The organism is Pedobacter sp. (genome assembly GCF_040513095.1).
Taxonomy (GTDB): Bacteria; Bacteroidota; Bacteroidia; order Sphingobacteriales; family Sphingobacteriaceae; genus Pedobacter.
In genome coordinates this window covers 1-23993 of sequence record NZ_JBEVDX010000036.1, presented here as the reverse complement: position 1 = coordinate 23993, position 23993 = coordinate 1, and the positions used below count along the sequence as shown (strand labels likewise).

The following is a 23993-nucleotide window of genomic DNA, read 5'->3' as shown; positions in this document are numbered from 1 at the left end:
TTGCTAATTTTGCGCGGGCTTCAACATTAAAAATTATATACTGATGAAAACTTTAGGTATTACAGCTGCGGTAGCAATGGGGGCAGGAGGGATGTGCCCACTGGTACACGTTACTTTTATCGGGAACTGGAATTACTTCCAGATCGACCCGGTGTTGGGAACAGGTTTCTATATTATCGTCGCAATTGCATTAATAGCAGCATTGCTTGATAAAACAGGGCTGATGCGTTTTGCAGGCTGGGCCGCTCTTCTGTGGGTAATTCTCACGCTTGCTGCGGTCTGGTTTAAGTCGCACGATGCCTTTAGCTTTATCCATTTCAAAAAGCTGATTAATCTGGCTTCAGGTATGGTAAAATACCGTTGGGGCTGGCTTGTTATTATTGCCGGTACGCTTCCTCTGATTACCGGCCGCCGCAAACATTTATCATCAGATTACAATAAAATCAATAATTAACCTGCAAAGCTGCCCCGCTGCATAAAAAAACGAAGCATAAAATTATCTTTGTCCTGAAATGCAGCTGATAAAGGAAGTTAAGTTTTTAATAGGTAAGGAATTACTGCTGGAGTGGAGGTCTAAATATGCACTGAATGGTGTGGTACTCTATGTGGTATCTACGGTTTTTGTGTGTTTTCTTTCCTTCGTATCCCTGAGAGGGGTAACCTGGAACGCACTGTTCTGGATCATCATGCTTTTTGCTTCGATCAATACGGTATCCAAAAGCTTTTTACAGGAAAGTAAAGGGCGTCAGCTGTATATCTATACCATTGCAAGTCCGCTTGCACTGATCATTTCAAAGACCATTTACAATGTGTTCCTGATGCTGCTGGTCACCCTCATTGCGCTGGCCTTTTACATACTGGTGTTCGACTATGTTCCGGAGGATATGGGCCTGTATCTTTTGGCAACCGTGCTGGGAAGCTTAAGTTTCTCCACGATATTTACAATGATCTCTGCTATCGCGTCCAAAGCAGGAAATGGGGGGATGCTGATGGCAATCCTGAGTTTCCCGGTGATTATACCTGTGATCATCATGCTGATCAAACTGACTAAAAATGCCGTGGATGGACTGGACAGGAGTGTAAGCCTGGATGAAATAGCTACGCTATTGATCATAAACGTTTTGGTGGCTGCATTTTCCGTGCTGCTTTTCCCTTATCTGTGGCGCGATTAAGGATTTATAATAATTAACTGAAATATATAAAGCTTTATTAACTTTGAACTCGCAAATCCGGGCTGATCTTTATCTGCTCAGCAAATTGGCGGGCAATCTAAATCTGAAATGAATGTATAAATCCTGGTGGAAAATTTTAGGGGCAGTTCTGGTTATGTATTCTACTGTTGCCGGTTTCCTGGCTTCCGTACCTCCATTGCCTATATTGCATCAAAGCATTAGAAATTTGTATTTCCATGTGCCGATGTGGTTTGCAATGATCATACTTTTTACGATCTCCGTGGTACACAGTATCAAATACCTGAGCAGCAGCAATGAAAATGACGACAGGAAAGCGGTGCAAAGTGTCAATGCCGGCATAGTGTTCGGTATACTGGGCTTAATCACCGGTGCTGTATGGGCGCGCTTTACCTGGGGACAAGCCTGGAGTTTCGACGTAAAACAGAATTTTGCTGCTATTGCGATGTTACTGTATTTCGCCTACCTGATCCTGAGAAATGCCATTGATGAAGAGCAGAAACGCGCAAAGATTTCTGCCATTTACAATATTTTCGCCTTTCCAATGATGGTGGTACTGCTTTTTGTACTGCCACGACTGTCAGATTCCCTGCATCCGGGAAACGGCGGTAATCCGGGCTTTAATGCCTATGACCTGGACAGCCATATGAGAATGGTATTTTATCCTGCCTGCCTGGGCTGGATATTGATAGGATGCTGGATATACAGTATACTTTTCAGAGTAGCTTCCCTAGAAAAAAATAATTAAAAACCACATGAAGAAATTGATTACTACCGTCCTGATGTTAATGGTTACCCTGCAATTGTTTGCACAGGGTGAAGGATCTGCTATTGCCGATACACTTGCAGGATCTGAAAAAATCTATGTTGTGGTTGCCTGTGTGGGCATCATTTTGCTTGGACTGCTGATATTCCTCTTCTCTATCGAGCGCAGATTAAAAAAACTGGAAAAAAAATCCTAAAGACAAAATCGTGTTTTAACGCCGTTAATGGTAGTTTTTGCGGATTGATGTGACATGTGTGTCACATACACTAAGCAATTATTTATTTGTATTAATCACTTATTTTAGTGCAATTTTGCAGCCATTAAGAATTATAACTAATTCATACCAATAAAAAAACCAAATATAATGGCTACTTCAGCAAATGAGACAAACTTCTTTACAGACGTCTGTAAAAATTTTGACAACGCAGCACAATTCACCGGTCACCCGGAAGGCCTGCTCTCCCAAATCAAAGCTTGTAACAGTGTTTATCGTTTCCAGTTCCCAATCCGCAGGGGCAACGGATTCGAAGTAATTGATGCATGGCGTGTAGAACATTCTCACCACATGAGCCCTACCAAAGGAGGGATCCGTTATAGTGAAATGGTCAACGAAGATGAGGTGATGGCGCTGGCTGCCCTGATGACTTACAAATGCGCAATTGTAAATGTTCCTTTTGGCGGTGCCAAGGGAGGAATTAAGATCACTCCAAAAAATTATACGACCGGCGAACTGGAGAACATTACCCGCCGTTATACTACTGAATTAATTAAAAAGAACTTCATCGGTCCCGGTATTGACGTACCTGCTCCTGATTACGGATCTGGTGAACGCGAAATGAGCTGGATTGCCGATACCTATATGACCATGAACCCCGGACAGCTTGATGCCCTGGGTTGTGTAACGGGAAAACCAATTGCCCTGCATGGTATCCGTGGCCGTAAAGAGGCAACAGGACGTGGAGTAGCTTATGCAGTAAGGGAATGTGTACGGGTGAGCGAAGATATGGAGAAGATTGGCCTTAAAGCCGGTTTGGGCGATAAAAGGGTAATCGTTCAGGGATTAGGTAATGTGGGCTATCATTCTGCGAAATTCCTGACTGAATTTGGTGCTACTGTTGTAGGCCTTTGCGAATATGAAGGAGCAATCTACAATGAAAACGGGCTGAACGTAGATGAGGTTTTTGCCCACCGGAAACTGACGGGTTCGATCCTGGGATTTCCGGGAGCCAAAGAATTTAAAAATTCTATGGAAGGCCTGGAGCAGCCATGTGATATCCTTGTGCCTGCCGCACTGGAGAACCAGATTACTGTCCATAATATTAAAAATATCAAGGCGAAAATCATCGCTGAAGGTGCCAACGGACCTTGTACGCCTGAAGCGGAAGAGATCTTTACCGAAATGGGAGGGATCATCATCCCTGATATGTACTGCAACGCCGGTGGAGTTACCGTATCTTATTTCGAATGGCTGAAGAATCTTTCTCACGTAGCTTTTGGACGTATGGAAAAACGCTATGCAGAAAACTCTAATGCTAACCTGATCAATACACTGGAAAGCTTAACAGGTCAGAGTATACCCTCAGAGCACAGACTCATGATTGTTAAAGGTGCCTCTGAGCTGGAGCTGGTAAACTCAGGGCTGGAAGATACGATGATTCACTCCTATCATGAGATCAGGGAAACGCTGGTGACGAAGCCGGGCATACAGACTTTAAGAACTGCAGCTTTTGTCGGTTCAATCGATAAGATTGCTGTTTCCTATATGAATTTGGGTATCTGGCCTTAATTTGACCTGTTAAGGGAGCAGCTGGGATTTTCCCTGCTCCGCTGAAAAAAGGCAATCCCTGATTCAATGCTGCCGGGCGCGGGAATACGCCCGAAGGCATTGAAACAGGGATTGCCTTTTTTGAGATGGCCTGTTTCGGGGTCTTTTAGACTATCCCGCACACCCTTCATCAGTGGATGCCCATGACCTGGTAATCCCATCAATATGACACTCCGGTTAACATCCGGCCATGCACCATTTCGTATATTGCTATATGAAAGCAAGTGTTTTTTTACTATCGGTTTTACTCTTGTTAAGTGCCTGCTCGGGCACAATACAAAAGAAACAGAATATAGCCAGTGAAAACGGTTTTGCAGTGCTGCCGAAGCCTGCGGCAGATGAAGCTGTTGCTACTTTTGCCGGTGGATGTTTCTGGGCGATGCAGGAAAGCCTGATCCAGCTGAAAGGAGTGAACAGCGCGATCAGCGGCTATGCCGGCGGGCTTACTGTAAACCCTAATTACGACGAAGTATCAGGACAACAGACAGGGCACGCAGAATCCGTGCAGGTCTATTACAATCCCGCTGTGATCTCCTATGAACAGCTGCTAAAAGCATTTTTCATCGCACATAATCCAACAGAACTAAACAGGCAGGGGCCTGATGTAGGGCCGGAATACAGATCTGTTGCCTTTTACCGCAGCCCTCAGGAACTCAGGACCATCAGCAGAGTGATGTCAGCGATGGAACGGGAGAAACATTACCAGGGAAGTTTTGTCACAGAAATGGAGCCCTTTAAAGTTTTTTATCCGGCAGAAAGTTCGCATCAGGATTACTATGAAAGAAATACCTGGGATCCTTATATCAGGAGCGTATCCAAACCAAAGGTAATGCATGTAAGAGAAGAATTCCCTCAATTGATTAAGCCAGAATACCTTAAATAGCAGCAAAATCTATCTGCGCTATGCATTCACGTTTTTTTCTGTAATTTTTATGTCAGCCTACTATCAATATATTGTCATCTAAAGTATTAGAAGGCGTCTATCCGACATTACGAACTTATATTTTTTATCTTTGTGTGTTCTTATAATTTGTACCATAGCGATACTGGCTTTTGTCCAATCCCGATATTGTTTAAACTACATCAACTGATGAAACCTGGGCATAGATTCAAGTTTCACAACTGTTAAAATAAATAAGCTCATGACAGCTTCATAACCATTAAAGATAATTATATACTAATGAAAAAAAGTGCAATTATTGGCTTAATTACTATTGCGATCTGCGTATGTTTTCTGGTAAGCTTAAATGCTGATACCAGTAATTACTCTTCTTTCACTGAAGCGGCGAAAGACTCCAGGGAGTTTCACGTAATGGGACATTGGGCTAAGGACAAAGGAACTTTTTATGATGCTTTTAAAGATCCCAATCATTTCTCTTTCTATATGAAAGATGAAAAAGGGGAGGTGAAAAAAGTAATTTACAGCGGAACAAAGCCTCAGGATTTTGAGCGCTCAGAAAAACTGGTACTGGTAGGCAAGATGAACAATGACACTTTTTATGCTTCAAAAATCCTGATGAAATGCCCTTCAAAATATAACAATGACCTGGTAGAAATCAACAAGGACGGGCAGGCTATCCAGGATGGAAAAGTTATTCCGAACAACCAGCTTAAGCAAGACAGCGGACAGGTAATAAAATACAAATAATTTTAATGGACATACAATTCACAGGAGAAACCCTCCTTCCCGGTAAAGTTGGGCAGTTTTTTATTGTTTTAGCATTTGCAGCTTCACTACTTTCAACTATTTCGTATTTCTTCGCTACACGCAATAAAGATCTTGCCGATCAATCCTGGCAAAAGCTGGGACGGATTGGATTCCTGCTCAACTTCATCAGTATCGTCGCCATTGGAGGAACATTATTTTACCTGATCCTCGATCATTATAATGAGTACTACTATGTGTATTCACACTCTTCAAAAGCACTTCCTGTATATTATATCGTTTCTGCTTTCTGGGAAGGACAGGAGGGGAGTTTCTGGCTTTGGGCCTTCTGGCAGTCTATTCTGGGGGTAATCCTGATCTGGAAAGCAAAAACCTGGGAAAACCCGGTACTGACTGTTATTGCTTTCTCACAGGTATTCCTGACTTCAATGCTGCTGGGTATAGAAATTTTCCATTACCGTGTGGGCAGCTCGCCTTTTATCCTGCTAAGGGATGCGGTAAACCTGAAAGATATGGCTCCGGTAGTATTTGCTGATGCGGAGAACTTTAAAAACTACCTTAAATTTATCACTGACGGCAGGGGATTAAATCCATTGCTGCAAAACTACTGGATGGTGATCCACCCGCCAACCCTGTTCCTTGGTTTCGCCAGTATGGTTGTGCCTTTTGCTTATGTAATCGCTGCACTATGGACAAAAAGATATAAGGAATGGGTAAAACCTGCAATGCCATGGGTATTGTTTGCCGTTATGGTACTGGGAACAGGAATCATCATGGGCTCTTTCTGGGCTTATGAGGCACTGAACTTCGGTGGCTTCTGGGCCTGGGACCCGGTAGAGAACGCTTCCTTAATTCCCTGGCTTACCTTAATCGGTGCGCTGCACGTAATGATCGCATTCAAAAATACCGGCCATGCTTTCTTCACTTCGATCGCACTGGTACTCATCAGTTTCATTCTTGTTTTATACGCTTCGTTCCTAACCCGCAGCGGTATTCTTGGAGAAACATCTGTACATGCCTTTACCGATCTTGGTATGTTCGGACAGCTGGTATTCTTCAATATCGTTTTCCTGATTATTCCAGTGGTGCTGATCGCTGTCCGCTGGAAAGAATTACCCATCACCAATAAAGATGAAGAAACATACTCAAGAGAATTCTGGATGTTTATCGGTGCCCTTGTGGTAACCGTAGCCTGTATACAGGTAATCTTTTCTACTTCAGTTCCGGTATTTAACAAAGCATTTGGTACCAACTTCGCACCTCCGATAGATGCAGTTAAATACTATAACCAGTGGCAGGCTCCTTTCGCCATTCTGGTAACGCTGATCTCAGGATTCTCCCAGTTCTTAAAATATAAACGGACGGATGCACGTAAATTCTACAGCAGCCTGATCGCAACGGTCATCATTGCCATCGTGGTAACAGCAGGATTTGTGTATGTAACCAATGTTTACAATAACCTCATTTACATTTTGCTTTCGTTCAGCTGTATGTTTGCGATCTTATCCAATGCCCGCGTACTGTCACAGGGAGTGGCAGGAAAAGGTAAACTGGTTGGTGCCGCGGTAGCTCACATTGGTTTCGCGCTGTTATTGGTTGGGGCACTTGTCGCTGCAGCTACAAACAAGCCTATTTCCATTAATACCTCCAACTTTATTCCTGTAAAGGATTTTGAAAAAGCGGACAAGCCGGGTGAGAATATTGTCCTCTATAAAAATGAGCCAAAGAAAATGGGTCGTTTTACGGTGACATATACTAGCGATACCACTATTGCCCCTAATACGTATTATAACCTGAACTTTAAGGTGTACGACGAGGAAAGTCATAAACTTAAAGAGGATTTTAACCTTAACCCGCGGATTCAGATCAATGAGAAAATGGGGCTGATTGCTTCTCCTGATACAAAACATTACCTTACATACGATGTGTATACGCATATCACCAGTGCACCTGATAAAAAGGAGTCACATGGTGAGATGGATGCAGAGAGCGATGAAACCAATTATAAGAAACCAAGGATCGTGAATGTAAGCGAAGGCGATACATTGCATACCAGCAGTGGTATTATCACGGTAAAAGGACTGAACTTTAAACCTACCGCCAAAAGCCTGGCTTTGGCAGAAGGAGATCTTGCAGTGGGACTTCCATTGGACATCGACCTGAATGGAAAGATTTATAAAACTGAGCCGATCTTCCTGGTAAAAGGTAACAATACATTCGATTTTGCCCGTAATATTACTGATCTTGGATTGAGGGTACGTTTCACTAAAATCCTTCCTGAACAGAAAAAAGTGGAGTTACAGGTGTTTGAAAAACCTCAGCAGGCGAAAGACTGGGTGGTATTTAAATCCATTGAATTCCCGTTCATCAACCTGTACTGGGTTGGTTTGATTGTGATGGTTATCGGATTCCTGATTTCTATCGTAAGAAGACAAAAAGAAATAAAGGCATAAATGAACATAGTTTGCATAGGCTCAGGAAATGTGGCAACACACCTGGCCATCGCCTTAAAAGCGATGGGGGCGGAGATTGTGCAGGTATGGAGCCAGGACAGCCGGAATGCGGAGATCCTGGCTGCACTGACCAAAGCAAAACCTGTGCTGGACTGGCAGGAAATTGACCGCTCTGCTGATCTCTATCTGATCGCAGTGAAGGATGATGCCATACCGGCTGTAGCCTCACATTTAAAAGGTGTAAAAGGTATTGTGGTGCATACTGCCGGCGCCACAGACATGAATGTCCTTCAAGGTGCAGGAAGTGGATACGGCGTTCTGTATCCTTTGCAGACCTTTTCCAAAACCAAGTCAATTGACCTTACTCATGTGCCCTTTTGTATTGAGGCCGACCGCCCGGGGACACTGGAAAAGATTGCTGCTGTCGCGCATCTGCTGAGTCAGCAAGTGGCCGAACTGAGCAGTGAACAGCGCAAAATACTCCATGTCGCAGCTGTTTTTGCCTGTAATTTTACCAATCACCTTTACCATCTGAGCAGTCAGTTGCTGGAACAGCACCAGCTAAAATTTGATCTTCTCAAGCCTCTGATTACCGAGACCGCGCAGAAAATACAAAATGCCTTACCTTCCGATGTACAAACAGGCCCTGCGGTTAGAGATGACCAGGAAACCATGAAGAGCCATCTGGAACTGCTTGAGGGCTCGCCGGAGCTGCAGCAGTTGTACGAAACGCTGAGCAACAGCATTAAAAAAACGCATCTGTTATAGAATTGCCGTTTCTGCTGCTTATTTTGGCGCAGTTATGAATATCCACCAATAAATCTTTAGGACAAATGTTACTGGAAAAACTAAAAGAAATTACCACGTTTGTGTTTGATGTAGACGGGGTACTGACTACCGGGGATGTCCTTGCTTCGGAGTCAGGCGAGCTTTTGCGCACGTTCAATATCAAGGACGGTTACGCATTACAGCTGGCCGTTAAAAAAGGATACCATGTCTGCATTATCTCCGGGGGCAGCGGACAGGCTATGGCAAGACGTTTCGCCGGTCTGGGCATACCGGATGTGTATCTTGGCGTAGCTGATAAAGTGGAGATTTTCAATAATTTTCTGAACGCCCATAACCTCAGTGCAGCTGAAGTTTTGTACATGGGGGATGATATCCCTGACCTGAATGTGATGAAGCTGGTTGGAGTTCCAACCTGTCCGGCAGATGCCTCAACTGATATCAAGGCCATTTGCAGTTATATTTCACCCTTCAGCGGTGGTAAAACTGCTGCCAGGGAGGTGATCGAAAAAGTGCTTAAAATACAGGGCAGGTGGTTTGACGCCAATCCCTCAGCAGCCGATGCCAGTAAATAATTATCATACCTGCTTTAAACCTTCCTTAGTTTTCCCACTCTATTCTGAAAACGAAAACAAACCAAACCTGCATTTATACAGGCTTAAATTTAAAAAAAAACAGGATGAAAAAATTATTGATTATTTGCGGTATGTTATTCAGTATGGTAACATTTGCACATGCACAGGGTGGCAGAATGATGGGTACCCCGGAAGAACGGGCTACTAAAACGACCACTCAGCTGACTGAAAAATTAGCACTGACAGCAGATCAGCAAACAAAAGTTAAAGCTATCCTGCTTGATCAGAACACACAAGCGGCAAAAGCACGTGAAGAAGCAGGTGATGACAGAAAAGCATCCCGCGAGAAAATGATGAAAATGATGCAGGAAAACAATGAGAAGATCAAAGGATTGCTGACTGATGACCAGAAAAAAGCATATGCGGCTTACCTGGATGAAAGAAAAGCGGCCATGGAAAAAAGAATGGGCGGAGGGGGCAATAACTAATCCCGAAAAAATATCAAATAATAGAAGCGGCTCCAGGCCGCTTTTATTATTTTAGCGGATATTTAAATTGATCATGTACAAGCAAACTTTTCCACTTATACTCGCTTCCAAGTCTCCACGCAGACAGGAGCTCATGCAGGCTATGGGGCTTGATTTTAACGTGCTTTTGAAAGATGTTGATGAAAGTTACCCCGAGCACCTTTCTCCCGCTGAGATCGCCTGTTATATCTCTGAAAAGAAAGCGTTGGCATTTACTGAGGAACGTCTAAACAGCCTGGTCATAACTGCTGATACAATTGTAGCCTATAACGGAGAGATTATGGGCAAACCCGCAGATGCAGCTGCTGCCCGCGAAATGCTGGTCAAATTATCAGGAACGGTTCATCAGGTATACACCGGAGTAAGCCTTGCGTACAAAGATCAGCTGAAAACATTCTACGACATGACCGAGGTATGGTTCAGGGTAATCACTGAGGAGGAGATAGCACATTACGTGAACAACTTTAATCCTTTTGATAAGGCGGGTTCATACGGTATCCAGGACTGGCTGGGTTTTGTTGCCGTCGAGAAGATAACAGGTTCCTATACCAATGTAATGGGATTGCCTACAGAAAAACTTTATACAGCACTGTCAAATTTCCAGTATTAGCTGCTGGGATTTTGTTCTTCCCGGATCGTGTAGAGCACACCCATCTTCAGGTCATACGTGGAAAGGCTGATCGACTTCAGCTCAAGCTCTTCGATCACAAAACTGGTGATCAGTGCCGCAATTACAATCATGTCTACTCGCAGTGAGATCAGGTCCGGCATTACTTCCCTTTCCGCGTGCGTTGAACGGATCAGCTTTTCTGACAGTATTTTATACGCTGACATATCCAGCGAGGCTGAACTGATACTTCTGATATCGGTGTCCTTCAGCAGCATGGCAGCAAAAGTTTCAAATGCCCCGGCAGAACCGATTAAAACCTGTGGTTTATACCTTTTACAGGCTTCTTTCAGATCCGGCAGTTCCTCTTTAAGCCGTTGTATAATGGAGGACTGATCTCCTTCACCAATAGGATCAGAATGAAAATAGGCCTGCATCAACCGTGCAGCACCTATATTGTAACTTTTCTTCCACAGGTAACCTTCGGCATTGCAGATGATAAATTCTGTACTTCCGCCGCCAATATCCATGATCAGGGAAGTTTCGGTAATTACACCCGTTGCTTTTACACCGTTGAATATAAATGCAGCTTCATCTTCACCTGAGATCACTTCTATCACTATCCCCGCTCTCCCGGCAGCTGCAGCTACAAATTCAGGCCCGTTGCCCGCACTGCGGACAGCAGAGGTAGCAATGGCCCTTACCACTGCCGCATCATACTGATCAATCTCTTTTCTGAAATCCCTGAGCGTCTGAATACCTCTTTCAAAAGCTTCGGGTATGATTACGTTGTCGTTAATACGGCCTTCCCCCAGCCTTACCGGTACATTTGTCTTGTAAATTACTTCTACTCCAACAGATGTGATTTCTGCTATAATCAAATGAAATGTATTTGTACCGAGATCTATAACTGCTGCTTTCATAATGCTGCAAAATACATCAATTCTTATAAGTAAACCACTTGATCATTTCTTTCATACTGGTTTTCTTGCCATACATCAATATTCCTACCCTGTATATCCTTGATGCTACCCACACTGTACCGATAAATCCCAGAATCAGTAATGCCATGGACAATGCCAGCTGCCAGTCGGGCACACCATAGGGCAGTCTTACCATCATCGCAATAGGAGAGGTGAAAGGGATCATAGACAACCAGAAAGCCATATTCCCGTAAGGATCATTTGTCACCACGCTCAATGACAAGGAATATCCCAGGAGGAGCGGTAGCATGACAGGAAACATAAACTGCTGTGTTTCGGTTTCGCTATCTACTGCAGAGCCTATCGCTGCATACAGGGCACTATAAAACAGGTAACCGCCAAGGAAGAAAAACAGGAACAAAGTGATGATCTTTGTTAAGTTTAGGTTTGCGAGGCTTTTCTGAATATTTCCTATGGGGCTTTTCTCTGTGGCTTCCTTGAGTATCTTGTTTTCATTCTGTTTTTTTAAAGCAGCACTTACGGAGCTTTGGGTAATATTTGTCTTGTCTGCGTAGATTTTAACCACTGCTGTGGAGATGATTCCGGTAAGAACAATCCAGAGAATAAACTGTGTAAGGCCCACCATGGCGATCCCGATGATCTTTCCCATCATCAGCTGGAAGGGTTTCACTGAAGAAATCATCACTTCAATAATCCGGTTTGTTTTTTCTTCGATCACGCCACGCATTACCTGGATGCCATACAGAAGGATAAACATGAACATCAGAATTCCTCCTACATAGGCGATGATCGTGCTTGCTCCTGCGCTTGAGTCCTCCTCCTTACCGGTCTCACCTATTTTCTTCATGTCGATATCGACTGAAGATTTGAGGTTATCGAGGTCCTGCTGTGCGAGGCCGCTTTGTTTCAGTTTCTGATTGCGGATGGCATTTTCTACATCGTCAGATACTTTGTTATTTAGGTTTAAGCCCGCTTGTTTGGTACCAAGGAGTTGTATTCCTGCTGGTGCATCAAGGCTGAATTCAGGTAAATAAAGCACGTAATCGTAACCGTCTTTGGCCAGGTCTGCTTTCATGGCCGCCAGGGGTTTATTTACATAGGTATAAGTTGCGTTTTTGGAGGAAACGAGTTTTTCTGTCAGGGTTTTATTCGTATTCACTACCGCAATTTTGTTGGTAGTGCCCTTAATCCCCTGGATGGAAAAGTAGATCATTATGCCGTAGAATCCGGCAAATATTACCGGGGTGAGCAATGTCATAACGATGAATGATTTTTTCTTTACCCGCGAAAGGTATTCCCGTTGTATAATGAGTAAGATTTTGTTCATATCCTTAGTCTTTGGTTTTTACCTTGTCAATAAAAATGTCGTTCATGGTGGGGATCACCTCATCGAGGCGCTGGATGTTTACTACAGGTAGTAATGCAGCAAGCATATTGTTGGCTGACCGGCCCTCTTTCAACTGTACTTTCAGCTTGGTTTTGCCCTTGTTAAGCTCCTTATGCAGGATGTCAAAAATATCAGAAGGAAGATCAGTATTATATTCCCCTTCATATTCCAGCCAGTAAGTGTTGTTCCTGTATTTTTCCTTGATTTCTTCAACAGAGCCATCCAGTATCTTTTTAGAGCGGTGGATCAGTGCGATGCTGTCACATAATTCTTCTACAGACTCCATGCGGTGGGTAGAGAATATAAACGTTGCGCCCTGTTTATTTAATTCAAGAATTTCATTTTTGATGATCTCTGCGTTGACCGGATCAAAACCTGAGAAGGGTTCATCGAGGATGATCAGTTCCGGCTGATGCAGGATCGTGGCTACAAACTGTACTTTCTGCTGCATTCCCTTACTGAGGTCTTCCACCTTTTTGTTCCACCAGCCGCCCATTTCAAGCTTTTCGAACCAGTATCTTACCCGTTTTGTGGCTTCGGCAGTACTCAATCCTTTCAGCCGCGCCAGATAAAGTACCTGCTCACCGATTTCCATTTTCTTGTACAGTCCGCGTTCTTCCGGAAGATAGCCGATCCGGGCAATGTGATTTGAGTTTAACCGCTGTCCGCTGAATATGACCTCTCCGCTGTCTGGTGCCGTGATTTGGGTAATGATCCGGATCAGGGATGTTTTTCCGGCACCATTGGGCCCAAGCAGTCCAAATATCTTACCCTGTTCAACTCTGAGACTTACATCATCAAGTGCGCGGTGTTCTGCATATTGTTTCACAATATTGTTTACGCTTAACATAGAAATAGTTTTAGTTGTTTAGTTCTATGTTAGTATACAAAGAGTAACAATTGTTACAGATTCTATGATATTATTTGCAAAGTATAGCCGGGGATGCTATGCTTTTGAAAACATGAGCTTAAGTTTATCTGTCAGCCCTGTTTTCTTCTGCCGCTGCTTTTCCGTTCCGATTAAAAATCCATAGGGTTGCAGCTGGGGAACCTGATCGCAGATAATCTTAACGATACCCAGCAGAGGGATTGCAAGGATCATTCCGGCAACGCCCCATACCATTTCTCCCAGTACGATTACAAGAATGGTGAACAAAGGATTAATATTTACCTGTTCTCCTACTATCAGTGGTTCCAGCAGGTAGGTCTGGATAAACTGGACAAATGCGTAGGTGACCAGAACCCCGATGATCATTTTTGTATCACCACCCTGTGCAACCACGGACAGGACAGTTAAAGATGTCCCTGTAATATTGCCTACGAAAGGAATAATCTCAAGGATACCACACAAGACTGCAAAAAAGATCGCGCTTTCAACACCAACTATACTGAAGCCTATGCCATACATGATCCAGAGCATGACGATCATTGCGCCAAGTCCGCCTAAGTACTGCTGGGATACATTTCCCGCTTTATGTACTATATTTTCGGCCGTGTTCTTTTCGTCTACCGGAACAAGTTTAAGGATGAATTTTTTGATATGGGAGCGGTATACCAGGAAAAGGAACATATATACTATTACAAGTATAGCATTTACAAGGATGCCCATCATACTTGCCGCAAAGCTTGCCAGCATAGAGCCAGCACCACTTCCTGTGCTGCTTTCCTTAACCATAAGCTGCTGTTGCTTCATTGTTATCCCTGTGCTTTCGTGCAGCCAGCGGCGCAGGTTGGTAAATAAACTCACTACACGATCTTTCATTACATCTATATTTTCTGCAAATCCGCTTAGCTGCCAGGCCAGTAGGGTCACCACAATGGCTATCGAGACCAGGAAAATCAGTATGCAGAGAAGGGAGGCTATTCCTCTGCCCATGCCTTTACTTTCAAACCAGGATGAGAGCCTGCTGAGCAACATCGCAAAGATGGCGGCTAAAGCTATAGGGATCAAAAATTCAGCGGCGAAATAAAGGCCCGCAAAGGTCAGAAAGAAAAATAAAAGAGTGTAAATGCTGTGTTGAAGTTTATCCATAATTAATTACAGAACAACACTTTTCGGGAAATGTTTCCGGCATAAAAAATGCCCCCGCTAAGCTTTTAGCTTTACGGGGGCATTCATCAGTAAAATTTATTTTTTATATTATGATTTTACTCAAAATATTCTTTCATTTTTTCGAAGAAGCTCTTGTCATTCTTACCTGGCTGAGGTTTGAAGTTTGGAGAATCTCTTAATTTCTCCAGCATACTGCGCTCTTCACTGCTCAATGCTTTTGGTGTCCAGATATTGACGTGAATGATCTGGTCTCCGCGGTGGTACGAATTCACTTCAGGAATACCTTTTGCTTTCAGCCTTAACAGCTTTCCGCTTTGTGTTCCAGGTTCAATTTTTATCTTCGCCTTACCATCAATTGTAGGTACTTCAGCGCTATAACCCAAAGCAGCATCAACAATGCTCAGGTGCAGGTCATAAACCACGTTGTTACCTTCGCGTTTGAGGGTTTCGTGAGGAATTTCTTCGATCAGGATGATCAGGTCTCCCGGAATACCACCATTAGGTGCAGCATTTCCTTTTCCGCTCATGCTCAGCTGCATTCCGTCACTTACTCCCGCAGGGATATTGATTGAAATGGTTTCTTCACCGCGTACTGTTCCTTCACCATGACAAGAGTTACATTTTGAAGTAATCTGGCTGCCTGATCCGTTACAGGTAGGGCAGGTGGCAGTCGTTTGCATTTGTCCCAGGATAGTATTTGTTACCCTGCGCACTGAACCATTTCCACCACATGTTTTACAGGTGCTGATTGATGATTTATCTTTTGCACCGCTGCCGTCACAGGTTTTACAAACTACCTGTTTGTTTACCTTGATCTTTTTCTCTGCGCCATGCGCTATTTCTTCAAGAGTGAGTTTTACCTTGATACGAAGGTTGGATCCTTTGGATACCCGTCTGCCGCTGGCACCGCCACGCTGCTGCCCACCGAAAAAGCTCTCGAAAGGACTGCCGCCGCCACCGCCGCCGCCAAAGATATCCCCAAACTGGCTAAAGATATCTTCCATATTCATACCGCCGCCGCCATAGCCGCCGCCACCTGATGCGCCACCAACACCTGCATGGCCATAATGGTCATAGCGTTGTTTTTTCTCAGGGTTGCTCAGGATCTCGTAAGCTTCAGCAGCTTCCTTGAATTTATCCTCCGCAGTATGATCATCCGGGTTTTTGTCAGGATGGTATTTTATAGCCAACTTTCTATAAGCTTTTTTTATCTCTTCAGGTGAAGAGCTTTTGCCTACGCCAAGGATATCGTAATAATCTCTTTTACTCATAATTAACTGCCAACAACAACTTTTGCAAAGCGGATCACTTTATCATTTAAAGTGTATCCTTTTTCTAATTCATCTATAACCTTTCCTTTCAGCTCATCTGTAGGGGCAGGGATTTTAGTAATCGCTTCATGAAGATCTGTATCAAATACAGTATTGATGCTTTCCATTTCTTTCAAGCCTTTCTGAACCAGAATGCTTTTGAGTTTGGTATGTACCAGCTGTACACCTTCGCGGATCGCGCTGATATCAATGGCATTTTCAGTCGCTTTATTTGCACGGTCAAAATCGTCCAGCACAGGGAGCATTGAAATGATCACATCTTTACCTGCTGTCTGTAAAAGTTCAACACGTTCTTTTTGTGTACGTCTTTTGTAGTTGTCAAATTCAGCGAAAAGGCGTAAGTATTTATCATTCAGTGCTGCAACTTCCAGCTTTAGTTTCTCTTCAGCAGAAATCTCTTCAACAGGCTCTGTTACTGTTTCCTCCGTTGCCGCACCCGCGTCATCAACTTGCTCATTATTTAACTGCTCTTCTGCAGTGTTTTCCGTAGTAGGATTTTCTGTATCGTTCGGTTTCTTCTTGCTAAACATACTATAGTAGAATTTTTGGGTATAAAGTCAAATTGTTTGCCAATAGGATATATCAGCCATGCTGTCAGTTTTGGTTGAACAACACTGTACAGAATGGCTGAAAAGGAAATTTTTGTCAGGAATACCTTAGTTTATTGTGGCATCTTCGTGTACAATACCAGATTCACATTTGATGATACGTGAGGGTAGGGTACGGATAATATGGTAATCATGGGTTGCCATCAGTACTGCTGTACCGTTCTGGCTGATCTGTTTCAGTAGTAATACGATTTCTTCAGATGTATCAGGATCCAGATTTCCTGTAGGTTCATCCGCAAGAATGATATCGGGATTGTTCAGCAGGGAGCGGGCAATTACTACGCGCTGCTGCTCTCCGCCCGACAGCTCATGTGGCATTTTCCTGATTTTTGAACGGAGACCTACTTTTTCAAGCACATCCTTAACGCGTTCCTCAATCAGTTTTTTGTCCTTCCAGCCTGTAGCTTTCAGTACAAAATCAAGGTTCTGCTCAACGGTACGGTCTGTCAGCAGCTGAAAGTCCTGGAATACGATACCCAGTTTCCTGCGCAGGAACGGAACATCTTTTTCTGCCAGTTTCTTCAGATCGAATCCTGCAATCTGTCCTTCGCCATTACCAATGTGAAGATCTCCGTAAATGATTTTCAGCAAACTGCTTTTTCCGGAACCGGTCTGGCCGATCAGGAATACAAATTCACCTTTATCTATATTGAGATTTACATTGGAGAGCACCAGGTGTTTCTGTTGAAATACATCTACATTCTTTAAATTGATAACTGCGTTTCCTGTCATTGTTTAAATATCTAATTTTGCAATCTGACCAAATGGTAAGTCTTTTACCAGGTCCATAATATAAGGCAGCTTGTCGCCCAAACCCAGTTTATCCAGGGATTTATCCGGTCTGTCTACCCTGAAATAGGCCAGCAGCGTAAACTTATCGTCCCGTAGCTGAACATAGTCCGGTATTTTGGCAATGCCTTTAACTTTGATTACATACATTTTGTTCAAAAATAGTGTTTCAAAATGAGAATTACGAAAGGAAGCATTGTTAAGCAGCTTCTTTTAATTCAAAAAGCTTTCCTGATCGTTCCGGGTACTGTATATATGAGCTTCGTGTACTGTTCGTACATTGGTCGTACAAGGATCCGGGAGTATTATGTGAGTGTTCGCTGAGTGCTCCCTATACCTTTAATTTAGTCATAGTCCGGATATACATCAGACATACCATTTGGTTACCTGAAAGGTATACCTGAGGTAAGACTGCGGTAAAGGTGTGGTATGTTTGAGGTATGGCCATAAAGAGCGCTCACAGAACTGTCTCCGAGCACTTACAAATCTCTCCACGACCAGTATACGAGCAATGCATATATCGTGCTTAGTGTATTAAAGGCTGTTAAGGAATTCAATAGTATTGACGTTATCTGCGTAATCCCATAACTGAGGATGCTGACTTTGTCCAAAGCTGACTACATCACTTTCCAGTTTCAGATCAGCATGCGAAACTACACATTGAATCTGCTCCTGTATCCCTTTCAGTTTTTCATTGAGTTCTTCCAGGCTTGCATAGTATTCAAAGAAAAGCACAGCAAGGGGGGAAGACAGCCCAGCATCCTCTTTCAACAGTACAAAGCCATTGTCAAAATGCGGCTCAGCATTCACCAGATAGATGGACTTGTTATAATCGTAATTGTTATTGTATTTGAAGTGATTGATGATTGGCTGAAAACTTTCCAGGGGTTCAAAGAAGTTTTTGATCTCATAACCTTCAGGAAGGTAAACTTTAGACACATTACGGCAACCCAGTCCGAAATAATCAAAGATGTCGTGGCCCAATAACGCAATTTCTTCACTGCTTTCTTTGCCATCCAGCACGGCAATGCTGTTACGGTTCTTTCTGATAATGTTTGGCACTTTGCCAAAGTAATAGTCAAAATACCTCGAGGAATTGTTGCTGCCGGTTGCGATGATCGCATCAAAATCTTTTAGCCTTTCCGTAAAGATAATCCGTTCGGTAAGCGCAGGTTCAAAATTAATCAGTTGTTTAAGGAGGGCCGGAAGAAGTTTGTCATCAGATGATGAAAGTTTAATCATGGCTGTATTTCCGGTAGCCAGTACGCAGAGTATATCATGAAAACCTACCATTGGGATATTTCCCGCCAGGATCATCCCTATCTTTTTCGGTACCTCTGTCACTGTTACCTGTTCGAACCATTTTTCCAGAGGGGCGGGAGACAACATGTCCTTTAAAGAGGTCAGTGACCGTCTTACTTCCTCAGGCTGGAACCAGGCGTTATGATTCAGGGCTGAATCGATTACCCTGTTAAAATCATCATCTGGCTGATTCAGGAAATTACTTAGTTTATGAAATGCAATAATTAACTTTTCAGCAGTAAGGGTAGGCATGTTTGGAATGATTTTAAACGATTAATTGTTATATTTGCACTGCAAAGGTAACTTTAGCAACTAGATTTATACTAAGACATGGCTATTAAAATAACAGACGAATGTATTAATTGCGGAGCATGTGAGCCTGAATGCCCGAATAATGCAATTTATGATGCAGGTACAGCCTGGAGATTTTCAGATGGTACCAGCCTGGACGGCATTATTGATTTCGGTGACCAGGAGGTTGACGCAGGTGCAGCTCAGGAAGCAGTTTCTGACGAGGTTTATTATATCGTTTCAGATAAATGTACAGAGTGCAAAGGTTTTCATGATGAGCCCCAGTGTGCGGCTGTTTGTCCGGTAGATTGTTGCGTGGATGACGAAGATATCCGTGAAACTGAAGAAGAATTATTAAAGAAAAAAGCCTGGTTACATCAGGAAGGCTAGTCCTAATCGCTATATAACAGAAAAGGACGCATTTGCGTCCTTTTCTGTTATATAGCGATTTTCTGGTTAAACCTCCGCCTTATTCGGAATGATCATTACCGGGCAGGCTGATTTGCGGGCAACATGTTCTGCCACACTGCCCATCAGGAAATGGTACAGGCCTGTTCTCCCATAGGTACCGATCACGATCAGATCTGCGCCCCATTCTTCAGCCTGGTTCACAATGCCGTGAGCGGCACTGTCGATAATACTCAGATAAGTAGTTTTGATCCCTCCTGAATAGGTTGTTTCTATTTCCTTCAGCAATACATGGCTGTTTTCTTCACTATTATCATACGTTTCCAGGAAAACCGGGGCAAGGGTAAGGTCCTGGTTAATGGTAGCTGGTATCGGCTCAATAATATTTGCCAGCGCAACTTCTGCGTCAAAGGCCTTAGCCATTTCATAGCCTGATTTTGCAGCCTTTTCAGCGCATGTACTGTTGTCAACGGCTATTAAAATCTTCCTGAAGTTCATAATATGGTTTCTTAATTTGTAATACTAAATTAACAATTTTATGAATCAAATGTTTAAAATGACGTTTATTAGTTCAGGATCATTAATTTTATAGACCGTTACATTATTGCTTTAATTGAAACTTACGACCGATATTTACTATGGAACAGAAATTTGCAATCTGCAGGGTAGCCATTGCACCTTTACGACCGGCCGCTTCCGATAAAGCAGAGATCGCCACACAATTGTTGTTTGGCGATGCTGTGGAAGTGCTTGAAGAAGTACAGCCCTGGTGGCGCATCCGCAATGCCTATGATGATTATGAGGGATGGATGGATTTTAAGCAGTTGATAGTGGTCAGCCATGAAGAGTATTTATCGGCTCAGGATTATAAGACGCTGGTGCCTGCTGATGTTGTGAATACTGTTACAGCGCAGGATGAGACAGCTTTTTATTTGCCGTCTTCTGCTGTTCTACCGGCATACGCCAATGGTTCCTGCCAGATAGGCAATCAGCAGTTCAAAGTATCATTTGATCCTTATCAGGTATCTCCGGTTACTGAAGAGAAAATAACGGAACTGGCTAAGTTCTTCAGGAATGCCCCTTATCTCTGGGGTGGAAGGACGCTGTTCGGGATAGATTGTTCGGGGTTCTCACAGGCGGTTTTTAAACTAGCAGGTATCCGGATCAAAAGGGATGCTGCACAGCAGGCGGAACAGGGTGATACAGTGAATTTTCTGCCGGAAGTAAAAACGGGCGACCTGGCTTTTTTTGACAATGCCGAAGGCAGGATTATCCATGTGGGGATCCTTTTAGATCAGCACAGGATCATTCATGCATCGGGAAGAGTAAGGATTGATCCTATAGATGATCAGGGGATTTACAATCCGGAGTTAGGCAGATATACGCATAAGCTCAGGATCATTAAGAGGTTTTTCTGATTATAGAGCTGGTAAACTACTCCCATTCCCAGACCATGACGAGTTTGTCATCACCTGTTGTAATCAGGTATTTGCCGTCTGGTGTCCACACCAGCTTATTAATTGAGTGTGTATGACCGTGAGTATTTTTTTCAATACTTAGGATTTTGTAGAGCCTTAAGTCTTCAGCGCCCCATAACTTAATGCTTTTGTCCTGGCTGGCCGTGGCGAAATAAGGAAGTACGGGATTAAAAGCAATACCGTAGACACTAAAGAGGTGTGCAGGAATATTGTGTTTAAATTCGTATTCGGGCAGCGACCAGAAGTTCAGCTGTGCATCTCTTCCACCGGAGATCAGGTATTTGCCATCAGGCGAATATTGAACTGAAGTTACCGGCAGCGTATGTTTTTCCAGCGTGTGTTCAAGACCGTAATCGGTAAGGTTATAAATGCGGATCATGCCATCTTTACAGCCGAATGCGGCATGTTCGGTATCAGGACTGATTGCTATTGCCCTTACTGTATCATATGAAACGGGAATACGGTAAAGTAAAGAATGATCAACAAGCGACCAGACACCTACAGTACCATCCTCACTTGCGGTGAGGAATTCCTGTTTGGAAGGAATGACAACAATGTCAAATACCGGTTTTTCGTGTGCCTGGAAAGAGGCTTTTATAGTTTGTGTGCTGAAATCGAATATAGATACTTCACCACTTCGCTGACCTGCAAACAGCTGTTCAGCATAATAATGAAGACTGTAAACCGAACTTTTTACCGGCATCAGTACTTTCAGAAAAGACATTTTCTCCAGCGACCATTCTACCACGCCTTTATCATTACCTCCGGTAAAAAAGATGCCTTCTTTACCAGAGTTAGCTAAAGCGTATACGGGGTTCTGGTGTCCGCTCAGTGATTTAACATGTTTCAGCATTACCTGTGCCTTCCTTCAAGGTTTACTCCAATATCAGCCAGTGTTTTTCCTTTTTCCCTCAGCAAAACCAGCAAGTGGAATACCAGGTCGGAACTTTCGTTCACAAAGTCCACATCAGTTTCGTTCAGTGCCGCAATAACAGTTTCCACACCTTCTTCACCCACTTTTTGGGCAATCTTGTTCAATCCTTTCTTGCGGAGTTTATTTACATACGATTCTTCAGTAGGATTGTCGTATCTGTCGCCGATTATTTTTTCCAGTTCAAAGATAAAGTTCTGGTTAAAGTTGGTTTTAAAGCAGCTTCTGCTACCTGTATGGCAGGTTGGGCCTACCGGTGTGGCTTTAATCAGGATGGTATCGTTATCGCAGTCAATATGTGTTTCTTTTACGTACAGAAAGTTTCCACTTTCTTCTCCTTTGGTCCACAAACGGCTCTTTGAGCGCGAATAGAAAGTTACTTTGCCTTCTGCCTGTGTTTTTGTCCATGCTTCCTGGTTCATGTAACCCAGCATTAACACTTCCAATGTTTGTACATCCTGAATGATCACAGGAACCAAACCATCGGTTTTTTCAAAATCTATATTCATAACCTTACTGGTATGTTGTGTTTTTTTAATTCGTTCTTCAACACCGGGATCGGGATCTCACCAAAGTGAAAAACCGAGGCTGCGAGTGCAGCATCCACGCCTGTAGTTGTAAAAACTTCTGTAAAGTGATCAATTGTTCCTGCACCGCCAGAGGCGATTACCGGGATATTGATCATCTGACTGATTGTTTGCAGTAAATTGCAATCGAAGCCCTGTTTTGTGCCGTCATGGTCCATCGAAGTCAGCAGAATTTCTCCTGCGCCCAGATCCTCGGCCTCTTTGATCCATTTCTCTGTTTCCAGTTCAGTGATCAGCCGGCCGCCATTCAGGTGCACCATATTCTTTCCGCCTACAAGTTTGGTGTCCACTGCAACAACGACGAACTGTCTGCCAAATACTTTGGCCAGATCTGCAATCAGCTGCGGGTTTTTAACTGCGGCAGAGTTGATGCTGATCTTATCTGCACCTGCATTAAGGAGAGCCTCAGCATCAGCGATTTCAGTGATACCACCGCCAATCGTAAAGGGAATGTTGAGTTGTCTTGCTACAGACTTTACCATTTCGATCATCGTTTTACGACGTTCGTGGGTAGCTGTTATGTCAAGAAATACCAGCTCATCAGCACCCTGCCGGGCATATTGCCATGCCAGCTCCACGGGGTCTCCTGCATCCTTAAGATCTACGAAGTTAACTCCTTTAACTGTCCTGCCGTCCTTAACGTCGAGACATGGGATGATACGTTTACTCAGCATGGATTACAGGGAAGTCATTGCCCTAAGGTTCCACTCCTTGATTTCGTCGATAGTGATGCGGTTTTCATAGATCGCTTTGCCTACTACTACAGATCTTACTTCGAGTTTAGCCAGTTCTTCTATATCTTCCATTGAGCTTACGCCTCCGGAAGCAATTAGTTTGATGAAAGGTGAGTGCTCCAATAGCTTTTTGTACAGGTCTACTGCGGCACCGCCCAGTTTACCGTCTTTGTTGATATCTGTACACAGGAACCTGAAGAAACCGAGCTGAAGACATTTATCAACATAGTCCATCAGTTTAATCGGAGAGCTTTCCATCCAGCCTGAATATTTGATTACTTCATCAAGTACATCAATAGCAATCACGATACGGTTGGCGTAATCGTATTTTTTGCCCACTTCTTTGCTAAGTTCAGCAAGGAAATCAGGGTTTGTGATGGCTTGTGTGCCCACGATCACACGGTGAATGCCTGCATCTAGTAATTTGGTTACCTGCTCAATGGTTCGGATACCACCTCCGTACTGTACGCGCATATCTGTTTTGTGGATAATCTCGAACAGTTCGGCCTGGTTACTGAAATCCCCTTTGGCACCATTTAAATCAATGATATGAATAAACTCGGTACCGTTAGACCGGTAAGTTTCGATCATTTCGGCAATCGATACTTCATACACTGTTTTTTGGTTGTAGTCGCCTTCGGTTAACCGGACAACCTTGCCATCTAAAATATCTATAGCGGGAATAATGTACATCTTGTTATTTTAAGTTTGAAAAATTCAATAATAAACGTTCTCCGGCAGCACCGGACTTCTCT

28 protein-coding genes are annotated in these 23993 nt (G+C 43.5%); 14 read left to right on the top strand and 14 right to left on the bottom strand.

The genetic code is table 11. The annotated features are described in order from the left end of the window. The first annotated feature begins 43 nt into the window (after positions 1-43). From ABWY16_RS05035 to ABWY16_RS04980, 12 genes are all read left to right on the top strand, one after another. Positions 44-454, top strand: coding sequence for a hypothetical protein (locus tag ABWY16_RS05035; protein WP_353903562.1), 411 nt, complete (start codon positions 44-46; stop codon positions 452-454). A gap of 58 nt (positions 455-512) precedes the next feature. After that, entirely contained in the window at positions 513-1172 is a 660-nt protein-coding gene (locus ABWY16_RS05030) for a heme exporter protein CcmB (RefSeq protein ID WP_353903561.1), read from the top strand. A 112-nt stretch (positions 1173-1284) separates the two neighbouring features. Then, positions 1285-1938 carry a cytochrome c biogenesis protein CcsA gene (gene ccsA, locus ABWY16_RS05025; RefSeq protein WP_353903560.1) on the top strand — a complete coding sequence of 218 codons (654 nt, stop codon included), beginning with the start codon at positions 1285-1287 and terminating at the stop codon, positions 1936-1938. Positions 1939-1945: 7 nt separating this feature from the next. Next, on the top strand, positions 1946-2152 hold the full coding sequence (locus ABWY16_RS05020; protein ID WP_353903559.1) for a CcmD family protein: 207 nt from the start codon (positions 1946-1948) through the stop codon (positions 2150-2152). A gap of 168 nt (positions 2153-2320) precedes the next feature. Next, on the top strand, positions 2321-3742 hold the full coding sequence (locus ABWY16_RS05015; RefSeq protein ID WP_353903558.1) for a Glu/Leu/Phe/Val family dehydrogenase: 1422 nt from the start codon (positions 2321-2323) through the stop codon (positions 3740-3742). Positions 3743-3995: 253 nt separating this feature from the next. Beyond that, positions 3996-4664 (top strand): peptide-methionine (S)-S-oxide reductase MsrA, encoded by a 669-nt coding sequence (gene msrA, locus ABWY16_RS05010; protein WP_353903557.1) that lies wholly within the window; start codon positions 3996-3998, stop codon positions 4662-4664. 297 nt (positions 4665-4961) lie between these two features. Then, positions 4962-5429 (top strand): cytochrome c maturation protein CcmE domain-containing protein, encoded by a 468-nt coding sequence (locus ABWY16_RS05005; RefSeq protein ID WP_353903556.1) that lies wholly within the window; start codon positions 4962-4964, stop codon positions 5427-5429. A gap of 5 nt (positions 5430-5434) precedes the next feature. Further along, entirely contained in the window at positions 5435-7900 is a 2466-nt protein-coding gene (locus ABWY16_RS05000) for a heme lyase CcmF/NrfE family subunit (protein ID WP_353903555.1), read from the top strand. After that, entirely contained in the window at positions 7901-8668 is a 768-nt protein-coding gene (locus tag ABWY16_RS04995; protein ID WP_353903554.1) for a Rossmann-like and DUF2520 domain-containing protein, read from the top strand. A 65-nt stretch (positions 8669-8733) separates the two neighbouring features. Continuing rightward, complete coding sequence (locus ABWY16_RS04990) at positions 8734-9261, top strand: KdsC family phosphatase (protein WP_353903553.1); 528 nt, start codon at positions 8734-8736, stop codon at positions 9259-9261. 104 nt (positions 9262-9365) lie between these two features. Next, positions 9366-9749, top strand: coding sequence for a DUF4890 domain-containing protein (locus ABWY16_RS04985; protein WP_353903552.1), 384 nt, complete (start codon positions 9366-9368; stop codon positions 9747-9749). A 73-nt stretch (positions 9750-9822) separates the two neighbouring features. Further along, positions 9823-10398: a Maf family protein gene (locus ABWY16_RS04980; protein ID WP_353903551.1), complete on the top strand. Its 576-nt coding sequence runs from the start codon at positions 9823-9825 to the stop codon at positions 10396-10398. Here the strand turns inward: ABWY16_RS04980 and ABWY16_RS04975 are convergent. The 9 genes from ABWY16_RS04975 to ABWY16_RS04935 all read right to left on the bottom strand — a co-directional run bounded on the left by ABWY16_RS04975 (position 10395) and on the right by ABWY16_RS04935 (position 19061). Beyond that, on the bottom strand, positions 10395-11318 hold the full coding sequence (locus tag ABWY16_RS04975; protein ID WP_353903550.1) for a Ppx/GppA phosphatase family protein: 924 nt from the start codon (positions 11316-11318) through the stop codon (positions 10395-10397). The two genes, ABWY16_RS04980 and ABWY16_RS04975, sit on opposite strands and share 4 nt — an antisense overlap. A 16-nt stretch (positions 11319-11334) precedes the next feature. Then, on the bottom strand, positions 11335-12666 hold the full coding sequence (locus ABWY16_RS04970; RefSeq protein ID WP_353903549.1) for an ABC transporter permease: 1332 nt from the start codon (positions 12664-12666) through the stop codon (positions 11335-11337). Positions 12667-12670: 4 nt separating this feature from the next. Beyond that, entirely contained in the window at positions 12671-13576 is a 906-nt protein-coding gene (locus tag ABWY16_RS04965; protein WP_353903548.1) for an ABC transporter ATP-binding protein, read from the bottom strand. A gap of 96 nt (positions 13577-13672) precedes the next feature. Next, a complete protein-coding gene (locus ABWY16_RS04960; protein WP_353903547.1) occupies positions 13673-14758 on the bottom strand; it encodes an AI-2E family transporter in 1086 nt (361 codons plus the stop codon). Between the two features lie 116 nt (positions 14759-14874). Next, positions 14875-16050: a molecular chaperone DnaJ gene (gene dnaJ / locus ABWY16_RS04955; RefSeq protein WP_353903546.1), complete on the bottom strand. Its 1176-nt coding sequence runs from the start codon at positions 16048-16050 to the stop codon at positions 14875-14877. 2 nt (positions 16051-16052) lie between these two features. After that, a complete protein-coding gene (locus tag ABWY16_RS04950; protein WP_353903545.1) occupies positions 16053-16640 on the bottom strand; it encodes a nucleotide exchange factor GrpE in 588 nt (195 codons plus the stop codon). Between the two features lie 126 nt (positions 16641-16766). Continuing rightward, positions 16767-17450: a cell division ATP-binding protein FtsE gene (locus tag ABWY16_RS04945; protein ID WP_353903544.1), complete on the bottom strand. Its 684-nt coding sequence runs from the start codon at positions 17448-17450 to the stop codon at positions 16767-16769. Between the two features lie 3 nt (positions 17451-17453). After that, positions 17454-17657 carry a fructose-6-phosphate aldolase gene (locus tag ABWY16_RS04940; RefSeq protein ID WP_265790671.1) on the bottom strand — a complete coding sequence of 68 codons (204 nt, stop codon included), beginning with the start codon at positions 17655-17657 and terminating at the stop codon, positions 17454-17456. A gap of 384 nt (positions 17658-18041) precedes the next feature. Further along, complete coding sequence (locus ABWY16_RS04935) at positions 18042-19061, bottom strand: acyl-CoA reductase (RefSeq protein WP_353903543.1); 1020 nt, start codon at positions 19059-19061, stop codon at positions 18042-18044. A 78-nt stretch (positions 19062-19139) separates the two neighbouring features. Between ABWY16_RS04935 and ABWY16_RS04930 the strand changes: the two genes are divergently transcribed. Next, a complete protein-coding gene (locus ABWY16_RS04930) occupies positions 19140-19490 on the top strand; it encodes a 4Fe-4S dicluster domain-containing protein (protein ID WP_353903542.1) in 351 nt (116 codons plus the stop codon). A gap of 66 nt (positions 19491-19556) precedes the next feature. Here ABWY16_RS04930 and ABWY16_RS04925 read toward each other — a convergent pair whose 3' ends face one another. Next, positions 19557-20006 (bottom strand): universal stress protein, encoded by a 450-nt coding sequence (locus ABWY16_RS04925; RefSeq protein WP_353903541.1) that lies wholly within the window; start codon positions 20004-20006, stop codon positions 19557-19559. 140 nt (positions 20007-20146) lie between these two features. Between ABWY16_RS04925 and ABWY16_RS04920 the strand changes: the two genes are divergently transcribed. After that, a complete protein-coding gene (locus ABWY16_RS04920) occupies positions 20147-20926 on the top strand; it encodes a C40 family peptidase (protein WP_353903540.1) in 780 nt (259 codons plus the stop codon). Positions 20927-20942: 16 nt separating this feature from the next. Here the strand turns inward: ABWY16_RS04920 and ABWY16_RS04915 are convergent, their stop codons facing one another. The 4 genes from ABWY16_RS04915 to hisA are packed head-to-tail and all read right to left on the bottom strand — an operon-like array spanning position 20943 to position 23931. Further along, positions 20943-21839: a WD40 repeat domain-containing protein gene (locus ABWY16_RS04915; RefSeq protein ID WP_353903539.1), complete on the bottom strand. Its 897-nt coding sequence runs from the start codon at positions 21837-21839 to the stop codon at positions 20943-20945. Further along, positions 21839-22426, bottom strand: coding sequence for a bifunctional phosphoribosyl-AMP cyclohydrolase/phosphoribosyl-ATP diphosphatase HisIE (hisIE, locus tag ABWY16_RS04910; protein WP_353903538.1), 588 nt, complete (start codon positions 22424-22426; stop codon positions 21839-21841). Before hisIE ends, ABWY16_RS04915 begins: the two co-directional genes overlap by 1 nt. Continuing rightward, a complete protein-coding gene (gene hisF, locus ABWY16_RS04905; protein WP_353903537.1) occupies positions 22423-23178 on the bottom strand; it encodes an imidazole glycerol phosphate synthase subunit HisF in 756 nt (251 codons plus the stop codon). Before hisF ends, hisIE begins: the two co-directional genes overlap by 4 nt. A gap of 3 nt (positions 23179-23181) precedes the next feature. Then, positions 23182-23931: a 1-(5-phosphoribosyl)-5-[(5-phosphoribosylamino)methylideneamino]imidazole-4-carboxamide isomerase gene (gene hisA / locus ABWY16_RS04900; protein ID WP_353903536.1), complete on the bottom strand. Its 750-nt coding sequence runs from the start codon at positions 23929-23931 to the stop codon at positions 23182-23184. Positions 23932-23993: the final 62 nt, after the last annotated feature.